Source organism: Sphingomonas sp. ID1715 (assembly GCF_013044515.1).
Taxonomy (GTDB): Bacteria; Pseudomonadota; Alphaproteobacteria; order Sphingomonadales; family Sphingomonadaceae; genus Sphingomonas_B.
Genome location: NZ_JABEPR010000002.1, coordinates 11,174 through 26,821, shown reverse-complemented (window position 1 = coordinate 26,821; position 15,648 = coordinate 11,174). Strand labels below are relative to the sequence as shown.

The 15,648-nt window shown below is 67.7% G+C and carries 16 protein-coding genes; 10 read left to right on the top strand and 6 right to left on the bottom strand.

The window, feature by feature from the left end; translation table 11 throughout:
- Positions 1-74: 74 nt before the first annotated feature.
- The 3 genes from HJG53_RS05035 to HJG53_RS05025 are packed head-to-tail and all read left to right on the top strand — an operon-like array spanning position 75 to position 1,335.
- Positions 75-857, top strand: a complete 783-nt coding sequence (locus tag HJG53_RS05035) for an SIMPL domain-containing protein (RefSeq protein WP_171128254.1) — start codon at positions 75-77, stop codon at positions 855-857.
- The gene (locus tag HJG53_RS05030; protein ID WP_171128252.1) at positions 854-1,201 is read left to right on the top strand and encodes a hypothetical protein; all 348 of its coding nucleotides are present in this window, start codon (positions 854-856) and stop codon (positions 1,199-1,201) included. The genes HJG53_RS05035 and HJG53_RS05030 overlap by 4 nt, the downstream gene beginning before the upstream one ends.
- Positions 1,198-1,335: a hypothetical protein gene (locus tag HJG53_RS05025; protein ID WP_171128251.1), complete on the top strand. Its 138-nt coding sequence runs from the start codon at positions 1,198-1,200 to the stop codon at positions 1,333-1,335. The genes HJG53_RS05030 and HJG53_RS05025 overlap by 4 nt, the downstream gene beginning before the upstream one ends.
- 10 nt (positions 1,336-1,345) lie before the next feature.
- Here the strand turns inward: HJG53_RS05025 and HJG53_RS05020 are convergent, their stop codons facing one another.
- Both HJG53_RS05020 and HJG53_RS05015 read right to left on the bottom strand, forming a co-directional pair.
- On the bottom strand, positions 1,346-3,130 hold the full coding sequence (locus HJG53_RS05020; RefSeq protein ID WP_171128248.1) for a lytic transglycosylase domain-containing protein: 1,785 nt from the start codon (positions 3,128-3,130) through the stop codon (positions 1,346-1,348).
- A gap of 2 nt (positions 3,131-3,132) precedes the next feature.
- Positions 3,133-3,900: a uracil-DNA glycosylase family protein gene (locus tag HJG53_RS05015; protein ID WP_171128246.1), complete on the bottom strand. Its 768-nt coding sequence runs from the start codon at positions 3,898-3,900 to the stop codon at positions 3,133-3,135.
- A 108-nt stretch (positions 3,901-4,008) separates the two neighbouring features.
- Between HJG53_RS05015 and HJG53_RS05010 the strand changes: the two genes are divergently transcribed.
- Both HJG53_RS05010 and HJG53_RS19060 read left to right on the top strand, forming a co-directional pair.
- Complete coding sequence (locus HJG53_RS05010) at positions 4,009-5,658, top strand: electron transfer flavoprotein-ubiquinone oxidoreductase (RefSeq protein WP_171128244.1); 1,650 nt, start codon at positions 4,009-4,011, stop codon at positions 5,656-5,658.
- Complete coding sequence (locus tag HJG53_RS19060; protein WP_171128243.1) at positions 5,633-7,315, top strand: tetratricopeptide repeat protein; 1,683 nt, start codon at positions 5,633-5,635, stop codon at positions 7,313-7,315. Before HJG53_RS05010 ends, HJG53_RS19060 begins: the two co-directional genes overlap by 26 nt.
- Here HJG53_RS19060 and HJG53_RS05000 read toward each other — a convergent pair whose 3' ends face one another.
- Entirely contained in the window at positions 7,316-7,642 is a 327-nt protein-coding gene (locus HJG53_RS05000; protein ID WP_171128241.1) for a hypothetical protein, read from the bottom strand.
- Positions 7,643-7,892: 250 nt separating this feature from the next.
- Between HJG53_RS05000 and HJG53_RS04995 the strand changes: the two genes are divergently transcribed.
- The 5 genes from HJG53_RS04995 to HJG53_RS04975 all read left to right on the top strand — a co-directional run bounded on the left by HJG53_RS04995 (position 7,893) and on the right by HJG53_RS04975 (position 13,824).
- The gene (locus HJG53_RS04995; RefSeq protein WP_171129606.1) at positions 7,893-8,738 is read left to right on the top strand and encodes a 4-(cytidine 5'-diphospho)-2-C-methyl-D-erythritol kinase; all 846 of its coding nucleotides are present in this window, start codon (positions 7,893-7,895) and stop codon (positions 8,736-8,738) included.
- On the top strand, positions 8,735-9,478 hold the full coding sequence (locus tag HJG53_RS04990) for an N-formylglutamate amidohydrolase (protein ID WP_171128239.1): 744 nt from the start codon (positions 8,735-8,737) through the stop codon (positions 9,476-9,478). The genes HJG53_RS04995 and HJG53_RS04990 overlap by 4 nt, the downstream gene beginning before the upstream one ends.
- A gap of 8 nt (positions 9,479-9,486) precedes the next feature.
- Entirely contained in the window at positions 9,487-11,208 is a 1,722-nt protein-coding gene (gene ilvD / locus HJG53_RS04985; RefSeq protein WP_171128237.1) for a dihydroxy-acid dehydratase, read from the top strand.
- Positions 11,209-11,284: 76 nt separating this feature from the next.
- Positions 11,285-12,646, top strand: coding sequence for an NAD(P)H-hydrate dehydratase (locus HJG53_RS04980; RefSeq protein ID WP_254447560.1), 1,362 nt, complete (start codon positions 11,285-11,287; stop codon positions 12,644-12,646).
- On the top strand, positions 12,643-13,824 hold the full coding sequence (locus tag HJG53_RS04975; protein ID WP_171128235.1) for a class I SAM-dependent RNA methyltransferase: 1,182 nt from the start codon (positions 12,643-12,645) through the stop codon (positions 13,822-13,824). Before HJG53_RS04980 ends, HJG53_RS04975 begins: the two co-directional genes overlap by 4 nt.
- On the opposite strand, the gene HJG53_RS04970 is transcribed toward HJG53_RS04975, so the two are convergent.
- The 3 genes from HJG53_RS04970 to HJG53_RS04960 are packed head-to-tail and all read right to left on the bottom strand — an operon-like array spanning position 13,808 to position 15,629.
- Positions 13,808-14,758, bottom strand: coding sequence for a nitrilase-related carbon-nitrogen hydrolase (locus tag HJG53_RS04970; protein WP_171128233.1), 951 nt, complete (start codon positions 14,756-14,758; stop codon positions 13,808-13,810). The two genes, HJG53_RS04975 and HJG53_RS04970, sit on opposite strands and share 17 nt — an antisense overlap.
- Complete coding sequence (locus tag HJG53_RS04965) at positions 14,758-15,201, bottom strand: MAPEG family protein (protein WP_171128231.1); 444 nt, start codon at positions 15,199-15,201, stop codon at positions 14,758-14,760. Before HJG53_RS04965 ends, HJG53_RS04970 begins: the two co-directional genes overlap by 1 nt.
- On the bottom strand, positions 15,201-15,629 hold the full coding sequence (locus HJG53_RS04960; protein ID WP_171128229.1) for an MAPEG family protein: 429 nt from the start codon (positions 15,627-15,629) through the stop codon (positions 15,201-15,203). Before HJG53_RS04960 ends, HJG53_RS04965 begins: the two co-directional genes overlap by 1 nt.
- Positions 15,630-15,648 lie beyond the last annotated feature (19 nt).

The window sequence follows — 15,648 nt, the reverse complement described above, 5'->3', positions numbered from 1 at the left end:
TGGGACTACGGCCTGATGGCGGAACCGACGGTGCGGGCTCGCCGTTCCGCGACAGCAACGATCTGGAGGTTGGGATGAGGATTTGGCTGTCGATCGCGTTATGCATGGTCCCTGGCACGTCCCTGGCGCAAAACCTCGCAGTCGCTCCTGTTCTCTCGCCAGGCGCGACCTTGTTGAGCGTGACGGCCGAGGGACAGAGCCGGCGGACCCCGGACCTCGCGCTGTTCTCGGCCGGCGTGGTGACGACGGGGAGTAACGCGGCCGAGGCGCTGTCCGCCAATGCTACCCGCATGGATCGAGTGATCGCGGCTTTGAAGCGGGCGGGGATCGAGGCGCGTGACCTGCAGACCTCGGCCGTCAGCCTGCAGCCGCGCTATTCCGACCCGGAGCGCGAAGCCCAGATCCGTGCGCGGGAGACGCGTCAGCCCTATGTGCCTCCGGCCCCGACGGAGGCGCCGAAGATCATCGGCTATGAGGCGCGCAACAGCCTGAACATCCGCGTCCGTCGTCTGCCGGAAATGGGAAGGATCATCGACGCGCTCGTTGCCGAGGGCGCGAACCAGATCGACGGCCCGAACTTCACTGTCGACGCGCAGCGCGAGGCGCTCGACGAGGCGCGGACCGAGGCTATCGCCAACGCGCGCGCCCGCGCCGAACTCTACGCCCGCGCCGCCGGGCTCCGCGTCGCGCGTATCCTGTCGATCTCCGAGAGCGGCGGCTTCTATCCGGTCAATCAGATCGTGGTGACCGGCCGCATGGCTGCGGGAGCGCCGCCGCCTCCACCGCCCACGCCGATCGCGCCCGGGGAGCTGGCGCTCGGCGTCTCCCTGTCGGTGCAGTTCGAACTCGCACGGTGAGGCTGCGCGCCACGCTGCTGGTGCTGGCGCTCGCGACGGGCGCCGCGCTTGCTTCCAGCCTGGTGCAGCGCTTCGGTCCAGAACAGGCGATCTTCTGTGCGCTCGGCAAGTCAGTCGAAGGCTATGACATCTACTGCCCTAAGCCGGTGCTCAACGGCGGCTGGCCGGCACCCTTTCTGGTGGACGAGCCGGGCGTGTCCGTTCCGAACCGGCTGAGCTTCGTCGAGGATCATTGGCGATCCGGACCGTTCGTCGCCGACATCGCCTTCTATGCATGGCTGGTCGCCGGGGCGGGAACGGCGCTCCGCCGCGTCCGTTCAGACCGTCGAGGAGACCGGCGGTGACGGACCACAAGAAGAAGGGCGACTTCCACAAGAACGGGAAGGATGACGAGGGCGGTAACAAGAAGCAGGACAATAGCGACAACACGCCGAGCCGCACCGGTAACCAAAATGCCGGCCATGGCGGGCACCGCTGAGCGAAGGCGCTCAGTTCGTACCGGGCACCGATGAACTTGCGTCCGCCGTCTGCACTGGAGCCTGACGCTGCAGCCTGACCGCGGTGGCTCCCGGAAGACCTGGGAAGCGCGGCCAGGCACCCTCGGCAATGGCCTTCAGGCTCGGCGACTTCTGTCCGGCATTACGCTGGTACATCCAGTAGTTGCGGAGCACCGTGACGGCATAGCCGCGCGTTTCCCAGAACGGGATCGACTCCATGAAGAGCAGCGGATCGTCGCCGCCCTTTACCCGCACATTCCACTCGTCGAGCATGCCGGGACCCGAATTATAGCCCATGATGACCTTCGGCAGCAGGCCGCCGGTGGCGCCATAATCGCGGACCTGTTCGAGCCGCGCCTGGCCGTAGTCGAGGTTGATGGCCGGGTTGAGCAGCAGCGCCTTGTCGGGCGCGGCCGTGCCACGGCGGCGAGCGATCAACTGGGCGGTACCGGGCAGGACCTGCATCACGCCATATGCGCCTGCGGGACTGACCGCGTCGGGGCGAAAGCGGCTTTCCTGCAGTGCATGCGCGTAGACCAGCGCCTTGTCGACTCGCCAGCCGCCATCGGGCGACCAGCCGGGAGTCGGATAGCGGGACGAGGCGTCAGGCTTGGCGCCGGCGGGGCCGTTATGCGCCAGATAGAGTTGCGTGTCGGGCAGGTTAAGCCGTGCGGCGAGGGTGGCGAGATAGCCATGATCCTCGGGCCGGCCGATCTTCGCCTGGTGCTTGATCAGCTCGGCCGCACGGTCGCGTTCGCCGATCTCGGCCAGCGCCTTGGCGAGCCGGATGTTCGGCATGCTGGACAGCCGCGCCCAGCTGCGGGTGAGGCCGTCCTGCTCGTGCGGCGGCAGCTGCCTGAGGCCGAGTGCTTGCGCCGCGACGATGCCGTAAAAGGTTTCGCCATAATGGGCGGCGGCGCGAAGGCGAGACTGCACCTTGTCCGGCTGACCCGCTGCCATGAAGGAGCGGGCCGCCCAATAATGGCCGGCGGCAAGGATGTCTGGATCGCCGCCGCGCATCGCTACCGATGCGAAGGCTTCGGCGGCCCCGGCGAAGTCCTTGCGACGCCAGGCGGCGAGCCCATAGGTCCAGTCCGCCTGCACCCGCCACTCGCCCTCACCCTGGCGGGCGAGACCGGCGAGGCGTAGCGCATTACCGTCGTCGCCGTTCAGATAATATGACCAGGCGATGCGCTGCCGCCATTCGGTCAGCGCGGCGCCGGACAGGCGGGGCGCGTCGCTTTCCAGCAAGGCTTCGCAGCCGGCGGGATCGTCGATCTTGATCAGCGGCAGGATCTTGGGGGCGAGCTGGACCGCGACCGGGTCGTCCTTGACCGATGCCGCGCGTTCGCGGGCAGGCGCGGAACCGAGCCAGATCAGCCTTTGCTGCGGCGGCAGAGCGGGCGTGTCGAGCGCGCCGAGCTTCTGGGCCATCGCCGCGAGTTGCGGCGCCTGCGGGAGCCAGGGGGCAGCGCCGAGTACCGCGAGCAGCGATTCGGCCGACGAAACCTTGGGCGAGCCCTTTTCGGTATAGAGCTCGGCGAGCGCGTAGGATTTGAGCGGCCCCTCAGGCAGCGCATCGGTCTTCGCCGCGGCATCGCTCCACAAGCCGGCTTTGAGGTCGGCGATGACCGCCAGGAACGCGTTGCGTTCGGCGTCGCTCAGCACGGCTGGAAGCTGGCCCAGGGTCGAAGCCTCCGCACCGGTCGCACGATCGGCGGCATGGGCGGGGACGGTGGCGAGCAGCGCCATCCCTGCCGCCAGGAGGATACGCATCGCTACAGAGCCTTCACGAACAGCTGCAGGTCCGCCCAAGCCGCCTTCTTATAGGCGGGGCGGGTGTGCAGCATGCGGGGATGAAAGGTCGGCACGGCCGCTACTTCTACGTCGCCGAAGTTAAGCCGGTGGTAATCGCCGCGCCGCTGCTGCCAGTCATGGCCGATCAGCGCCCTGTTGGGCACTTCGCCCATGATCAGCAGCCGCTTCGGTGCGACCAGCTGAATCTGGTGGCGGGCGATCTCGATCAGCCGTTCGCCCGCATGGTCCGGCACGCGCCCGATCGAGCGAATGCTGGCGATCGGCGCCAGCCAGATTGTCTCGCGGCTGTGTCCGATCGCGGCCAGCATCTTGTCGAACAGATCTCCGACGTCGCCCGCGAGCAGCCGCCCGGCCTCGGCATCGCCCGGCTCGGGCATGTCGGTCAGGATCATCACGCCCGATTGCGGATCGCCCGACGGCAGGATGCGCGTGCGGCCCCAGCGCGCCTCCGGTACGTCAGCGCTGTCGCGCATCCAGGCGAGGAGCTCGGCCAGGGTGGACGGCAGTGGACTCCGCTCCTGCACCGCGGCGGGTCGACTCACACTTGCAGGCGTGGCTGGGCTGGGCGAAGCGACCGGCTCCATCTGCCCGGTCAGCGGACGGCTTTGCTGGGGCGCCAGCCAATCGCGTGGGGCATCTTCAACCAGCGTATCGACGCCAGCCTCCCGCCACCAGGCGATCAGGCTCGCGAGCGCATCGCGGCCGGGCAGTGCGGCAACCCCTTCCATCGCCGCCACTAAGCCTTGCGGTTGACGGGGGCGTCAACCAACTGCACTGCTCTTCACCACAGGACGTTGCCTGCTCACGACGAAGCGGGTCCGTAACGAGGAACAGTGATGAGCGAACGCGAAGCGATGCCCTATGACGTGGTGATCGTCGGCGCGGGCCCGGCGGGCCTCGGCGCGGCGATCCGGCTGAAGCAGCTCGCCAACGAAGCGGGCCGGGAACTCTCGGTCTGCATCCTCGAAAAAGGGTCGGAAGTCGGCGCGCATATCCTTTCGGGCGCGGTCATGGACCCGATCGCCCTCGACGAGCTGCTGCCCGACTGGCGCGACAGTTGCACGCTGGCGCAGACCCCGGTGACGGAGAACCATCACTGGGTGCTGACGGCCGGCAGGAAGTACGAGTTTCCCCACGCGCTGATGCCGCCCTTCATGCACAATAAGGGCTGTTACACCGGCTCGCTCGGCAATCTTTGTCGCTGGCTGGCGGAGCAGGCGGAAGGATTGGGCGTCGAGATCTTTCCGGGCTTCGCAGCCGCCGAAATCCTGTTCAACGAGGACGGCTCGGTGAAGGGTGTCGCCACCGGCGACATGGGCGTGGCGCGCGACGGCACGCATAAGCCCGACTATCAGCCGGGCCTCGAGCTCCATGCCAAATACACGTTCTTTGCAGAGGGCGTGCGCGGGCATCTGTCCAAGGAGCTGAAACGCATCTTCGACCTGGAGCGGGACTGCGAGCCCCAGGTTTACGGCATCGGCATAAAGGAGTTGTGGGACATCGATCCGGCCAAGCATGTGCCGGGCAAGGTGATCCACACCCAGGGTTGGCCCCTCACCGACGCCTGGGGCGGCGGCTGGATCTATCACCAGGCGAACGGTCAGGTGTCGCTCGGCCTCGTCGTCGCGCTGTCCTACAAGAACCCGCATCTCTCGCCCTTCCAGGAAATGCAGCGCTGGAAGACACATCCGGCGATCCGCGAGATGCTCGAAGGCGGCAAGCGCGTCTCCTACGGCGCGCGGGCGATCAACGAAGGCGGCTGGCAGTCCATCCCGCACCTCGTCTTCCCCGGCGGCGCGCTGATCGGCTGCTCGGCGGGCTTCGTGAACGTGCCGCGCATCAAGGGCAGCCATACCGCGCTCAAGTCCGGCATGCTGGCGGCCGAAGCGGCCTTTGCCGCGATCGCCGCCGACCGTCAGCACGATGCGCTCGATGGCTATGAAAGTGCGCTGCGCTCGAGCTGGATCGACGCGGAGCTGAAGAAGGTGCGCAACGCCGAGCCTGCGGTCGCCAAGTTCGGGGGCGTGATCGGCACGTTGGTCGCCGGCACCGACCTGTGGATGCGGCATCTGAAGATCGGGCTGCCCTTCACCTTCAAGCATCACCGCGACAATGAGCAGCTCTGGCCGGCCAACGCGATGCCCAAGCCGGTTTATCCGAAGCCCGATGGCGTCATCACCTTCGACCGGCTCTCGTCCGTGTTCATGTCGAACGTCAATCATGAGGAGGATCAGCCGATCCACCTGACGCTCAAGGACCCGGACGTTCCGATCAACTACAACCTGCCCATGTATGACGAGCCGGCGCAGCGTTACTGTCCGGCCGGCGTTTACGAAGTGGTGGGACAGGACGAAGGAAATCCGCGCTTTGTGATCAATGCGCAGAATTGCGTTCACTGCAAAACCTGCGACATCAAGGACCCGACCCAGAACATCAACTGGGTCGTGCCGGAGGGCGGTGGTGGACCCAATTACCCGAACATGTAGTCTGGCGCTGGCCTTCGCCCTGCTGACCGGCGGCGCGGCGGAGGCGAAGCGGGCGACAATGTCCCCGTCGCAATCCTTGCTGGCCGCCTATGCGCGCGCGCGGCTGGCGGGTTCCGATGGCGAACTGGGCCAGGCCGCCAAATCCTATTCGGAAGTGCTGGCTGCACGGCCCGACGACGCGTCGGTCGCCGCGCGCGCCTATCGCCAGGCGCTGACGGCGGGCGACTTTCCGCTGGCGCTCAAGGCGGCTTCGGCGCTCGACAAGGCGGGCGCGTTGCCGGCCGATGGGCAGTTGCTGTTCCTGTCGCGTGCGCTCAAGGCGAAGGACTGGAAGGCGGCGAACGCAGCCGTCGACCTGCTGGCGAAGGATGGCAGCTTCGACTTCGTGGTGCCGGTGCTGCGCGCCTGGGTCGCGCAGGCGAGCAAGCAGGGCGATGCGTTCGCGATCCTGGACGCGCCGACGGGAAGCGCGCTGACCTCCGCACTCGGCTCCGAACAGCGCGCGCTGATGCTGATCGCGGCCGGGCGGCTGGACGAGGCGACCACGGTTGCGCAGGCCCAGGCGCTGGCTTCGGGTGGCGGCTCAGGGGCGCTCAAGCTGATGGTCGCGGCGCGTCTGCAAGCGGACGGGCGGAAGGATGCCGCGCTGTCCCTGTTGCGCGGGGATGATCCGGTGATCGTCGCGGCTCGCGAGCTGGTCGAAGGAGGCAAGCCGCTTCGTGCCGGCAGCGCCGATGCGGCGGGCGGCGTCTCGGCGCTATTCGTGCGGGTCGGCGAAGCCATCCAGGCCGATCCGCGCTCGCCGGTGGCGCTCACCCTGGCGCGGCTCGCCACCTATCTCGATCCAGGCAATGACGGCGCGACCCTGATGCTGGCGCGGCTGCTCGCCAATGTGGGGCAACCGGAACGCGCGCTCGACCTTGCCGGCAAAGTGCCGTCGGTCAGCCCCTATGCTGGCATGGCCGTCGATACGCGCGTGGCGATCCTGACCGAACTCGACCGCCGCGACGAAGCGCTCGCCCTCGCGAAAGGCAAGAGCGAAAGCGCGGCCGCGACGCTTGCCGACCTGGTCCGCACCGGAGACCTGCTGGTCGCGCTCGACCGCCATGCCGAAGCCGCCCGCATGTATGATCGCGCGATCGCGCTCGCCGAGCGGACGCCCGAAATGGCCGACCGGCTGTGGAGCCTGTGGATGCTGAAGGGCGGCGCGCATGAACGGGCGGGGGATTGGGCAGCGGCCAAGCCGGCGCTTGAAAAGGCGGTCGCACTCTCGCCGCTGCAACCCGTCGCGCTCAATTACCTCGGCTATGCGCAGCTGGAGCGGCGCGAAAATGTGAAGAGCGCGATGGCGCTGATCGAACGCGCGAGTCAGCTGAAGCCGGATGATCCGGCGATCACCGACTCGCTTGGCTGGGCGCATTATCTGATCGGCGACGTGTCGCGTGCGATCCCGGCGCTGGAGCGCGCGGTGCAGGCGCAGCCGAGCGACCCTACGATCAATGAGCATCTGGGCGACGCCTATTGGGCGGCGGGCCGGAAATATGAGGCGCGCTATGCCTGGCGGGCGGCCGCCCTGTTCGCCGACACCGCCGATGTCGAGGCGCGGGTCAGGGCGAAGCTTGACCAGGGCCTTACACCGGCACTCGCCGCCCGCTGACTATTTTGTCGCGCTGAGCCCCTGGAGCGCGGCCATCTTGCCCTGCATGCTGCGTGCGCAGGCGGTCATCGCCGGCCCGGCATTCTCGGCGGTAACGGATTTCGCCTGCGCCACGAGGGCGGTCTTCAGCGCCGGGCCGCTCATGCGGGCGTCCACCCGACCTAGATAAAAGAGGCGCGCCGCACCGGCGACCTGCCGCTTGGCCGCGTCCTTTTCCGTTTGCGAGAAGATGTTGCTGACGATCAGGCAGCGGACATCCTGCTCGGCTGTCTGGGCCGCGGCGGGAACTGTGACGGCGGCCAGCAGCAGAAAGACAATCGCTCGCACATGCATCTCCTGTTCGTTACCGCTGCCGAACGTCCGACCGGCGGATAGGCTCAACGGAATTGAAAAGGCCCCGCTCCGGGAGTCAAAGAGCGGGGCCCTTCAGGGGTCGTCATGAGCGGGGGGTCAGCCGCTGTGACGATCTTATCGCGACCGGGTGTCGTCAGACTATGTCGATACGCATGCGAAATTGTCGCAGAGTGTCGCAATGGCGTTGCTCGGGCGGGTTGATCGCGCCATGGACGCGCTTCGCATGCCCGAGGCCGCTTCCCTCACCGAGATTGCTCCGGCGAAGATCAACCTGGCGCTGCACGTCCGAGAGCGGATGCCCGACGGCTACCATCGTATCGAGACGCTCTTCGCCTTTGCCGAAGATGGCGATCGGTTGTCGGTCTCGCCGTCTGATCGGCTGACCCTCACATTGTCCGGCCCGTTCGCGACGGGTCTGAGCGCAGGTGCAGACAATCTGGTGCTGAAGGCTGCCGAGGCGCTGCGGTCGGCTGCCGGCGTTTCGGCGGGCGCCGCGCTGCATCTGGAGAAGAACCTTCCCGTGGCTTCGGGCATCGGCGGCGGATCGGCGGACGCTGCCGCCGCGCTGCGCCTCCTCGCGCGCTTCTGGCGGGCCAACCTGCCGCTGGAGCCGATCGCCGCGACCCTCGGCGCCGACGTGCCGGCCTGTCTGCACGGGCGTACGGTGCGTGGGGAAGGGCGGGGCGACCGCCTAGTCCCGGTTGCGCCCGGCCGGCTCGCGGGCATGCCGCTGCTGCTGATCAACCCGCTCGTCCCAGTACCGACCGGACCGGTTTTCGCTGCGTGGGATGGCGTGGACCGCGGTGCCCTTCGTCAAGGCGACCCGCTGTCGGTCGCTCTGGCCGGGCGCAATGATCTCCAGCCGCCGGCAGAGGCGACCGCGCCGGTGATCGCTAGGTTGACCGAATGGCTGCGGGAACGACGCGGCGTCCTCCTCGCCCGCATGTCCGGTTCCGGTGCGACCTGCTTTGCGCTGTTTGACGAAGCTTCGGCGCTGCGGGGGGCTGCGGATGAGGCGGCACGCGAGTGGCCTGATTTCTGGACGCTGGCGACGAGGGTCGGTGTATGAGCGAGGCCTTCGAGTTGGTGCAGGGCGACAGCGACATCCTCATCGTCGTCGACCACGCCTCCAATCACGTACCGCCCGACATCGATCTCGGCATCGGCCCGGACCTGCTCCACCGTCACATCGGCTGGGACATTGGAGCGGCCTCGCTCGGCCAAGCATTGTGCGAGCGGCTCGGGGCACCGGGCATCTTCGGCGCCGTCTCCCGGCTCGTGATTGACCTGCATCGAGAGGAACACAGTCCCGCGCTGATCCCCGAGACCAGCGACGGTCACGTCATCCCCGGCAACCAAGGCCTAAGCGGGGACGCCCGCCAGGACCGCGTAGAACGCTTCTGGCGGCTATATCACCAGGCCCTGGCGGGCCAGATCGAACGCCTACCACCGGCCCTAATCGCCGCCGTTCATAGTTTCACGCCGCGGCTGGAGACGAGCGCCGGGTCGAGCCGGCCATGGGAGATCGGCATTCTCTACAACCAGGATGACCGCGCCGCGCGGCTCGCCATTGCCGAACTGCGGCGGCAGGGCTTCGTCACCGGCGACAATGAGCCCTATTCGGGCAAGCTGCTCAACGCGACGATGAACATGCACGCCGAAGCGAACGGCATCCCCTATCTGGCGATCGAAATTCGCAACGATCTGATCGGTGAGCCGCAGGGCGCGGCGCGTTGGGCGCACATTCTGGAAAGTCTGCTGCTTCATTGCCGCAACAAGCTTGCGCAAACGCTCGTGCCTCGCCCATAGGGCCGCGCATGAGCAGCCGTTTCGACAAGTCCAAGCTTCCGTCCCGTCACGTCTCGGTCGGCCCCGAGCGAGCGCCGCACCGCAGCTATTATTATGCGATGGGCCTGGACGAGGAGGCGATTGGCCGCCCCTTCGTGGGCGTGGTCTCGGCCGGCAATGACAGTGCGCCGTGCAACACCACGCTCGACGCCCAGGCCGACGCGGCGAGGGCGGGCGTAGAGGCCGGCGGCGGGATGCCGCGTCGTTTCAACACGATCACGGTCACCGACGGCATCGCAATGGGCCATCAGGGCATGAAGTCGTCGCTGGTCAGCCGCGAGGTCATCGCCGATTCGATCGAACTCAGTGTCCGCGGCCATTGCTATGACGCGCTGGTCGGCTTTGCCGGCTGCGACAAGTCGCTGCCGGGCATGATGATGGCGATGCTGCGCCTCAACGTGCCGAGCGTGTTCGTCTATGGTGGATCTATCCTGCCGGGCAGCTTCCATGGCCGTGACGTGACGGTGGTCGACGTGTTCGAGGCGGTCGGCCAGCATGCCGCCGGCAATTGCCCGCTCCAGGAACTGATCGAACTGGAAAAGGTCGCCTGCCCTGGGCACGGCGCCTGTGGCGGCCAGTTCACCGCCAATACCATGGCCTGTGTCGGCGAGGCGATCGGCCTGTCGCTGCCCAACTCGAACATGGTGCCGGCACCCTACAAGGCGCGCGACGAAGTCGCGGTGGCGGCCGGCAAGGCGGTCATGGAATTGCTCGCTCGCAACATCCGTCCCCGCGACATCTGCACCCGCGCGGCCTTCGAGAATGCGGCACGAGTAGTGGCAGCAACGGGCGGGTCGACCAATGCGGCCCTGCATCTGCCCGCGATGGCGCATGAGGCGGGGATGGACTTCGACCTGCACGACGTGGCAGCGATCTTCAAATCGACCCCCTACCTCGCCGACCTGAAGCCCGGCGGCAAATATGTCGCCAAGGACATGCACGATGCGGGCGGCGTCTACATGCTGATGAAGACGATGCTCGCGGGCGGACTACTCGACGGCAACTGCATGACGGTCACCGGTCGCACGCTGGGCGACAATATCGAACAGGTCACCTGGAACCCCGAGCAGAAGGTGATCCGCGAAGTCACCAATCCGATCACGCCAACCGGCGGTGTCGTCGGGCTGCGCGGCAGCCTCGCCCCGGAAGGTGCGATCGTGAAGGTGGCGGGCATGCACCGGCTGCAGTTCGAAGGGCCGGCGCGCGTGTTCGATTGCGAGGAAGATGCGTTCGCCGCGGTCGAGGCGCGGGACATCGCCGAAGGCTCGGTGATCGTCATCCGCTATGAAGGACCGAAGGGCGGGCCCGGCATGCGCGAAATGCTCTCCACCACGGCCGCGCTCTATGGCCTGGGACTGGGCGAAAAGGTCGCGCTGATCACTGACGGCCGTTTTTCCGGGGGTACGCGTGGCTTCTGCATCGGCCATGTCGGCCCCGAAGCGGCGGAGGGCGGCCCGATCGCACTGGTTCAGGACGGCGACGTGATCCGCATCGACGCAGAGGCCGGAACCATCGACCTGGACGTGCCGGACCTGGTGCTGACCGAACGCAGGACGCGGTGGCAGTCCCGGTCGAACGATTACCAGGCCGGAGCGCTGTGGCGCTATGCCCAGAATGTCGGTCCGGCCTTTCAGGGCGCGGTGACTCATCCCGGCGCCAGGGCGGAAACACACGTCTTCGCCGATATCTGAGAGTCTTTTCACCCGTTCGCTTCGAGCGTAGTCGAGAAGCGTGTCTCGACTTCGCTCGACACGAACGGAGAAGGGTTTGCCGGGATACATCCTGACCGCTGCCGAAATGCGCGCCGCTGAGGAGCGCGCCATCGCCGCTGGCACGCCCGTCGAGCTGTTGATGGAGCGGGCTGGGCAAGGCGTCGCGGAGGCAGCCTGGCGCTTTGCCGGGCCGGTGCCCACTTTGGTGCTGTGCGGGCCGGGCAATAACGGCGGCGACGGCTATGTCGCGGCGCGTTATCTGCAGCAGCGCGGCGTGCCGGTGCGGGTCGCAGCACTTGGCGAGCCGAAGGCGGGGGCTGCGGCGGCGGCGCGCACGGCATGGTCGGGTCCTGTCGAGCGCATCGCGAGCGCCGGCCCGGCCCCGTTGCTCATCGATGCCCTGTTCGGGACTGGACTGACGCGTGGACTCGACCCGGCGATTGCGGATCGACTGAACGACCTTGCCGCACGCGCGCGTGCGACAGTGGCCGTCGACCTGCCGAGCGGTGTCGAAACCGACACGGGCGCCTGCCTCAGTCCGGTGCCGGCCTTCGATCTTACCGTCACCTTCGGCTGCCTGAAGCCGGCGCATCGACTCTACCCGGCAGCCGGGCGGTGCGGCCGCATCGTGACGGTGGATATCGGTGTCGATGCTCGCAGCAACCTCATCGAAGTCGCTCAGCCTACGCTCGCGGCACCTGGTCCCGACGACCACAAATATACGCGCGGGCTGGTCGCGGTGGTGGGCGGCGCGATGCCGGGCGCGGGCGAATTGGCGGCGACCGCGGCGCTCCATGCGGGTGCCGGCTATGTCGTGCTCCTGCAACGGGATGTGGCTCACCGAACGCCGCATGCGATCGTGCGGCGGAGCATCGGTGAACTGGTCGGCACGCTTGCCGATCCTCGGGTCGGCGCGCTGGTGATCGGGCCGGGCCTCGGCCGCGGGCCCGACGCGGACTGGGCGTTGCGTCATGCCTTGGCAATCGGGCGACCGCTCCTGATCGACGGCGACGCGCTCCACCTGCTCAAGGGGCAGAAGCTTGACAGCCCGGCCGTCCTCACGCCGCATGCCGGCGAATTCCGGGCCTTGATGCCCCATGTCGACCACGCCTCTAAGGTGGAGTCCGCCCGGGCCGCCGCCGAAAGCCTGGGCGCTGTGATCGTCTACAAGGGACCGGACACGGTCATCGCCGCTCCGGACGGACGGGCGGCGATTGCCTGCGACGCTTCGCCCTGGCTCTCGACCGCGGGCACCGGCGACGTGTTGGCCGGCGCGATCGGCGCGATGCTGGCGCGCGGACTGGCGCCCTTCGAGGCAGCACAGGCGGGCGTGTGGTTGCACGGCGCCGCCTCGCGCAGCCTCGGTGCAGGGTTCACCGCCGACGAACTTGCCAAGCGTCTGTCGGATAGCCTGTGAGCGATCCCGACCTGATCGTGCGCGTCGCAGCGCGGGGAGAGGGCGTCACCACGGATGGACGCTTTGCTGCGCTTGCGGCACCCGGCGACCGGCTGCGCGGTGATGGCAGCGTCGAGCTAGGCCCGCATCATCGGCAGCCGCCATGCCGCCACTTTCCGGAATGCGGCGGCTGCCAGCTCCAGCACCTCGAGGACCAGAGCTATGCCGGCTTCGTCCGTGACCGGATCGTGGCCGCGCTGGAGGCGCAGCGCGTGGCTCTGCCGGAGTTTGCGCGCGTGCACCTTTCGCCGCCGAACAGCCGCAGACGGGCGAGCCTCAGCGCGCACCGGGTCGGCAAGCGGGTACTGCTCGGCTTCAAGCAGGAGCGCAGCAACCGCATCGAGGATATGCATGAGTGCCATATCCTACGGCCGGAGCTGTTCGGGCTCGTGCAGCCGCTGAGGAAGCTGCTCGCGAGCCAGCTGAAAGACCGCGGGGCCGCGACAGTGAAGATGGCGCTCGCCGATCAAGGCGTCGACTTGCTGATCGAAGCAGCACTCGCCGACGGATTGGCGGCGGCCGAGGCGCTGACGGAATTCGCGCAGGCTCATCGCCTCGCGCGGCTCTCTATCGACGATGGTGTCGGGCCGCAGACCCGCTGGGAGCCCGAGCCGGTCACGATCACCCTCGGCGGAGCGCCCGTGGCCTTGCCTCACGACGCCTTTCTGCAAGCGACCGCGGACGGCGAGGAGGCCCTGGTCCGAGCCGTCCTCGACGGCGTGGATGGCGCCGGCATCCTTGCCGATCTGTTTTCCGGCCTCGGCACCTTCGCGCTGAACCTCAGGGGGAAAGTCTATGCCGCCGAGGCCTCGCGCGATGCGGTGCTCGCCCTCAAGGCGGCGCGACCGTCCGTCTTTGCCGACCACCGCGACCTTTATCGTCGACCGCTCGCGACGGCGGAACTCGATCGCTTCGACGCGGTCGTGCTCGACCCTCCCCGCGCGGGCGCCGAGGCGCAGGTGCGCCAACTGGCCGCTTCAAGGGTGGCGCGGATCGCCTATGTCTCGTGCAACCCGGCAAGCTTCGCGCGCGACGCGCGGTTGCTCGTCGAGGGCGGCTACCGGCTGGAACGCGTGACGCCGGTCGGCCAGTTCCGCTGGTCGACGCATGTCGAGCTGGCCGCTAGCTTTCGAAGATGATGCCGTCTTTCGCCCGCATATCGATGCGAAGCTCGAAGATGTCGGGGCGGGAGTAATGGCCGTCGGTGTCCAGCGCGGCGCGCTCCTCGGCGCTGCGCGACAGATCGAGATCCGCGAGAAGCAGCTCCGCCCCCGCCTTGGCCTGCGCGATCACCATAGCGTCAGGACCGGCGATCAGGCTGCCGCCGAACTGAAGCCGTTCCGGCATCAGCTCCAGCATGGCTCGCGCCTCGGCATGTCCGCCCAGGCGCTCCAGCCCCTCGAGCACATCGTAGCGCTGCTGGATCGTGCCCGCGGCAAGCACGAAGCACCGCCCCTCGAACGCATAATGGCGCGACGCGATCGCGTAGGTTTCGCGAACCGTCGGCCATGCGGCGACATGCACGGTCTCGCCGAGGCGATGCATCGCCGCGCGGGCGAGCGGCATCCAATGCTCCCAGCAGATCAGGTTGCCCAGCCTTCCCCAGGGCGCATCGTGCACGTTGAGCGTCGCGCCGTCGCCTCGCGCCCAGATCAGCCGCTCGCCATGGGTGGGCACGAGCTTGCGGTGGGGCAGCGGCGCCTGGCCAGCGCGGAACGTGAACTGGGTGTTGTAGAGGCTACCGCGCACCCGCTCATGCGTCCCGACGGACACGACCAAGTCGTAAGCGTCGACCAACTCCTGGAGTGGTGCCAGCCGGGGGTCGGCACCGACCACTGCCTGCTCCAGCAGCAGCCGGTGCAAGGCTTTGGAGCCGGGATGATCCCACAGCGCGGCGCCGGGCGCCTCGTCCAGCCACAGCGGATAGCCGCCGAGGAAGGTCTCGCCGAACGCGATGACCCTGGCCCCGGCCGCGGCGGCCTCCTTCACGTGGTTCAACAGGGCAGCGATGCCGTCGCCGATGGCGAGCGGCAGCGGCGCTGCCTGGACGATCGCAACCCGCAGCTTTGTCACTAAAGGCCGAACACGACCTTCGCCGCTCCCCAGGTCAGCCCCACCAGGCACAGGCTGGCCAGCATGAAGATGGTGAAGCGCAGCAGGATGATGTTGACCGTCGCCTGGACAAGGCTGTGGATGATCCTGAGGATCACGTAGAACCATGCAAGGATGATGTTCAGTCCGCTGCCCGCGTCACCGGCCGCCATGTCGGCGACAGCTAGAGTCAGCGCGATCGCGTAGAAGATCGTCGGCTGCTCCATCAGGTGGTTGTAATTGTCCGCCTTCCAGCGGACCTCGGGCGGCAGGCTGCCGACCAGCTCGGACGGTGGCAGCCGCGGATCGAGCTTGGTCTTCGCGCGGCGCATCGCGGGAATGCGCGTCGCGTAAAGCCACAGCCACATGACCAGCGACCAGGCGACCAGCACCACCACGGGTGCGAGCATGGGGCTGGTTTCCATCAGCCGAGCGTCCGCATCAGCGCCAGGATGGCGAGGATCAGCAGCACCAGCGTCGAGGCGGCGAAGAGCGGAAAGCGCCAGGCGATCTTGTTCACCGTTGCCTGGACCAGACTGTGAGCGATGCGCAGGGCGACATAGGCCCAGGCCAGGATGACGGCGGTGCTGCTCACCTGTCCCATGATCGCGAGGATAGCAATGATCGCGTAGAACAGCGTCGGTTGTTCGACGAGATGCGCATAATTATGCGCTTTCCAGTTGATGCTGGCTGGCAGTACCGTTTCGAGGTCCTGGCCGCGTCCCCCGACGGCCTTGCTCATGTCGATGCCGGCGGCCTTGAGTGCCGGCAGCCGGGTGCCCGCCATCCAGACGAGCATCACCAGCGTCCACAGCACCAGCACGGCGGCCGGCGCCAGAAGATCGGCTTTCATGTATCGAACCCTCCCCGTT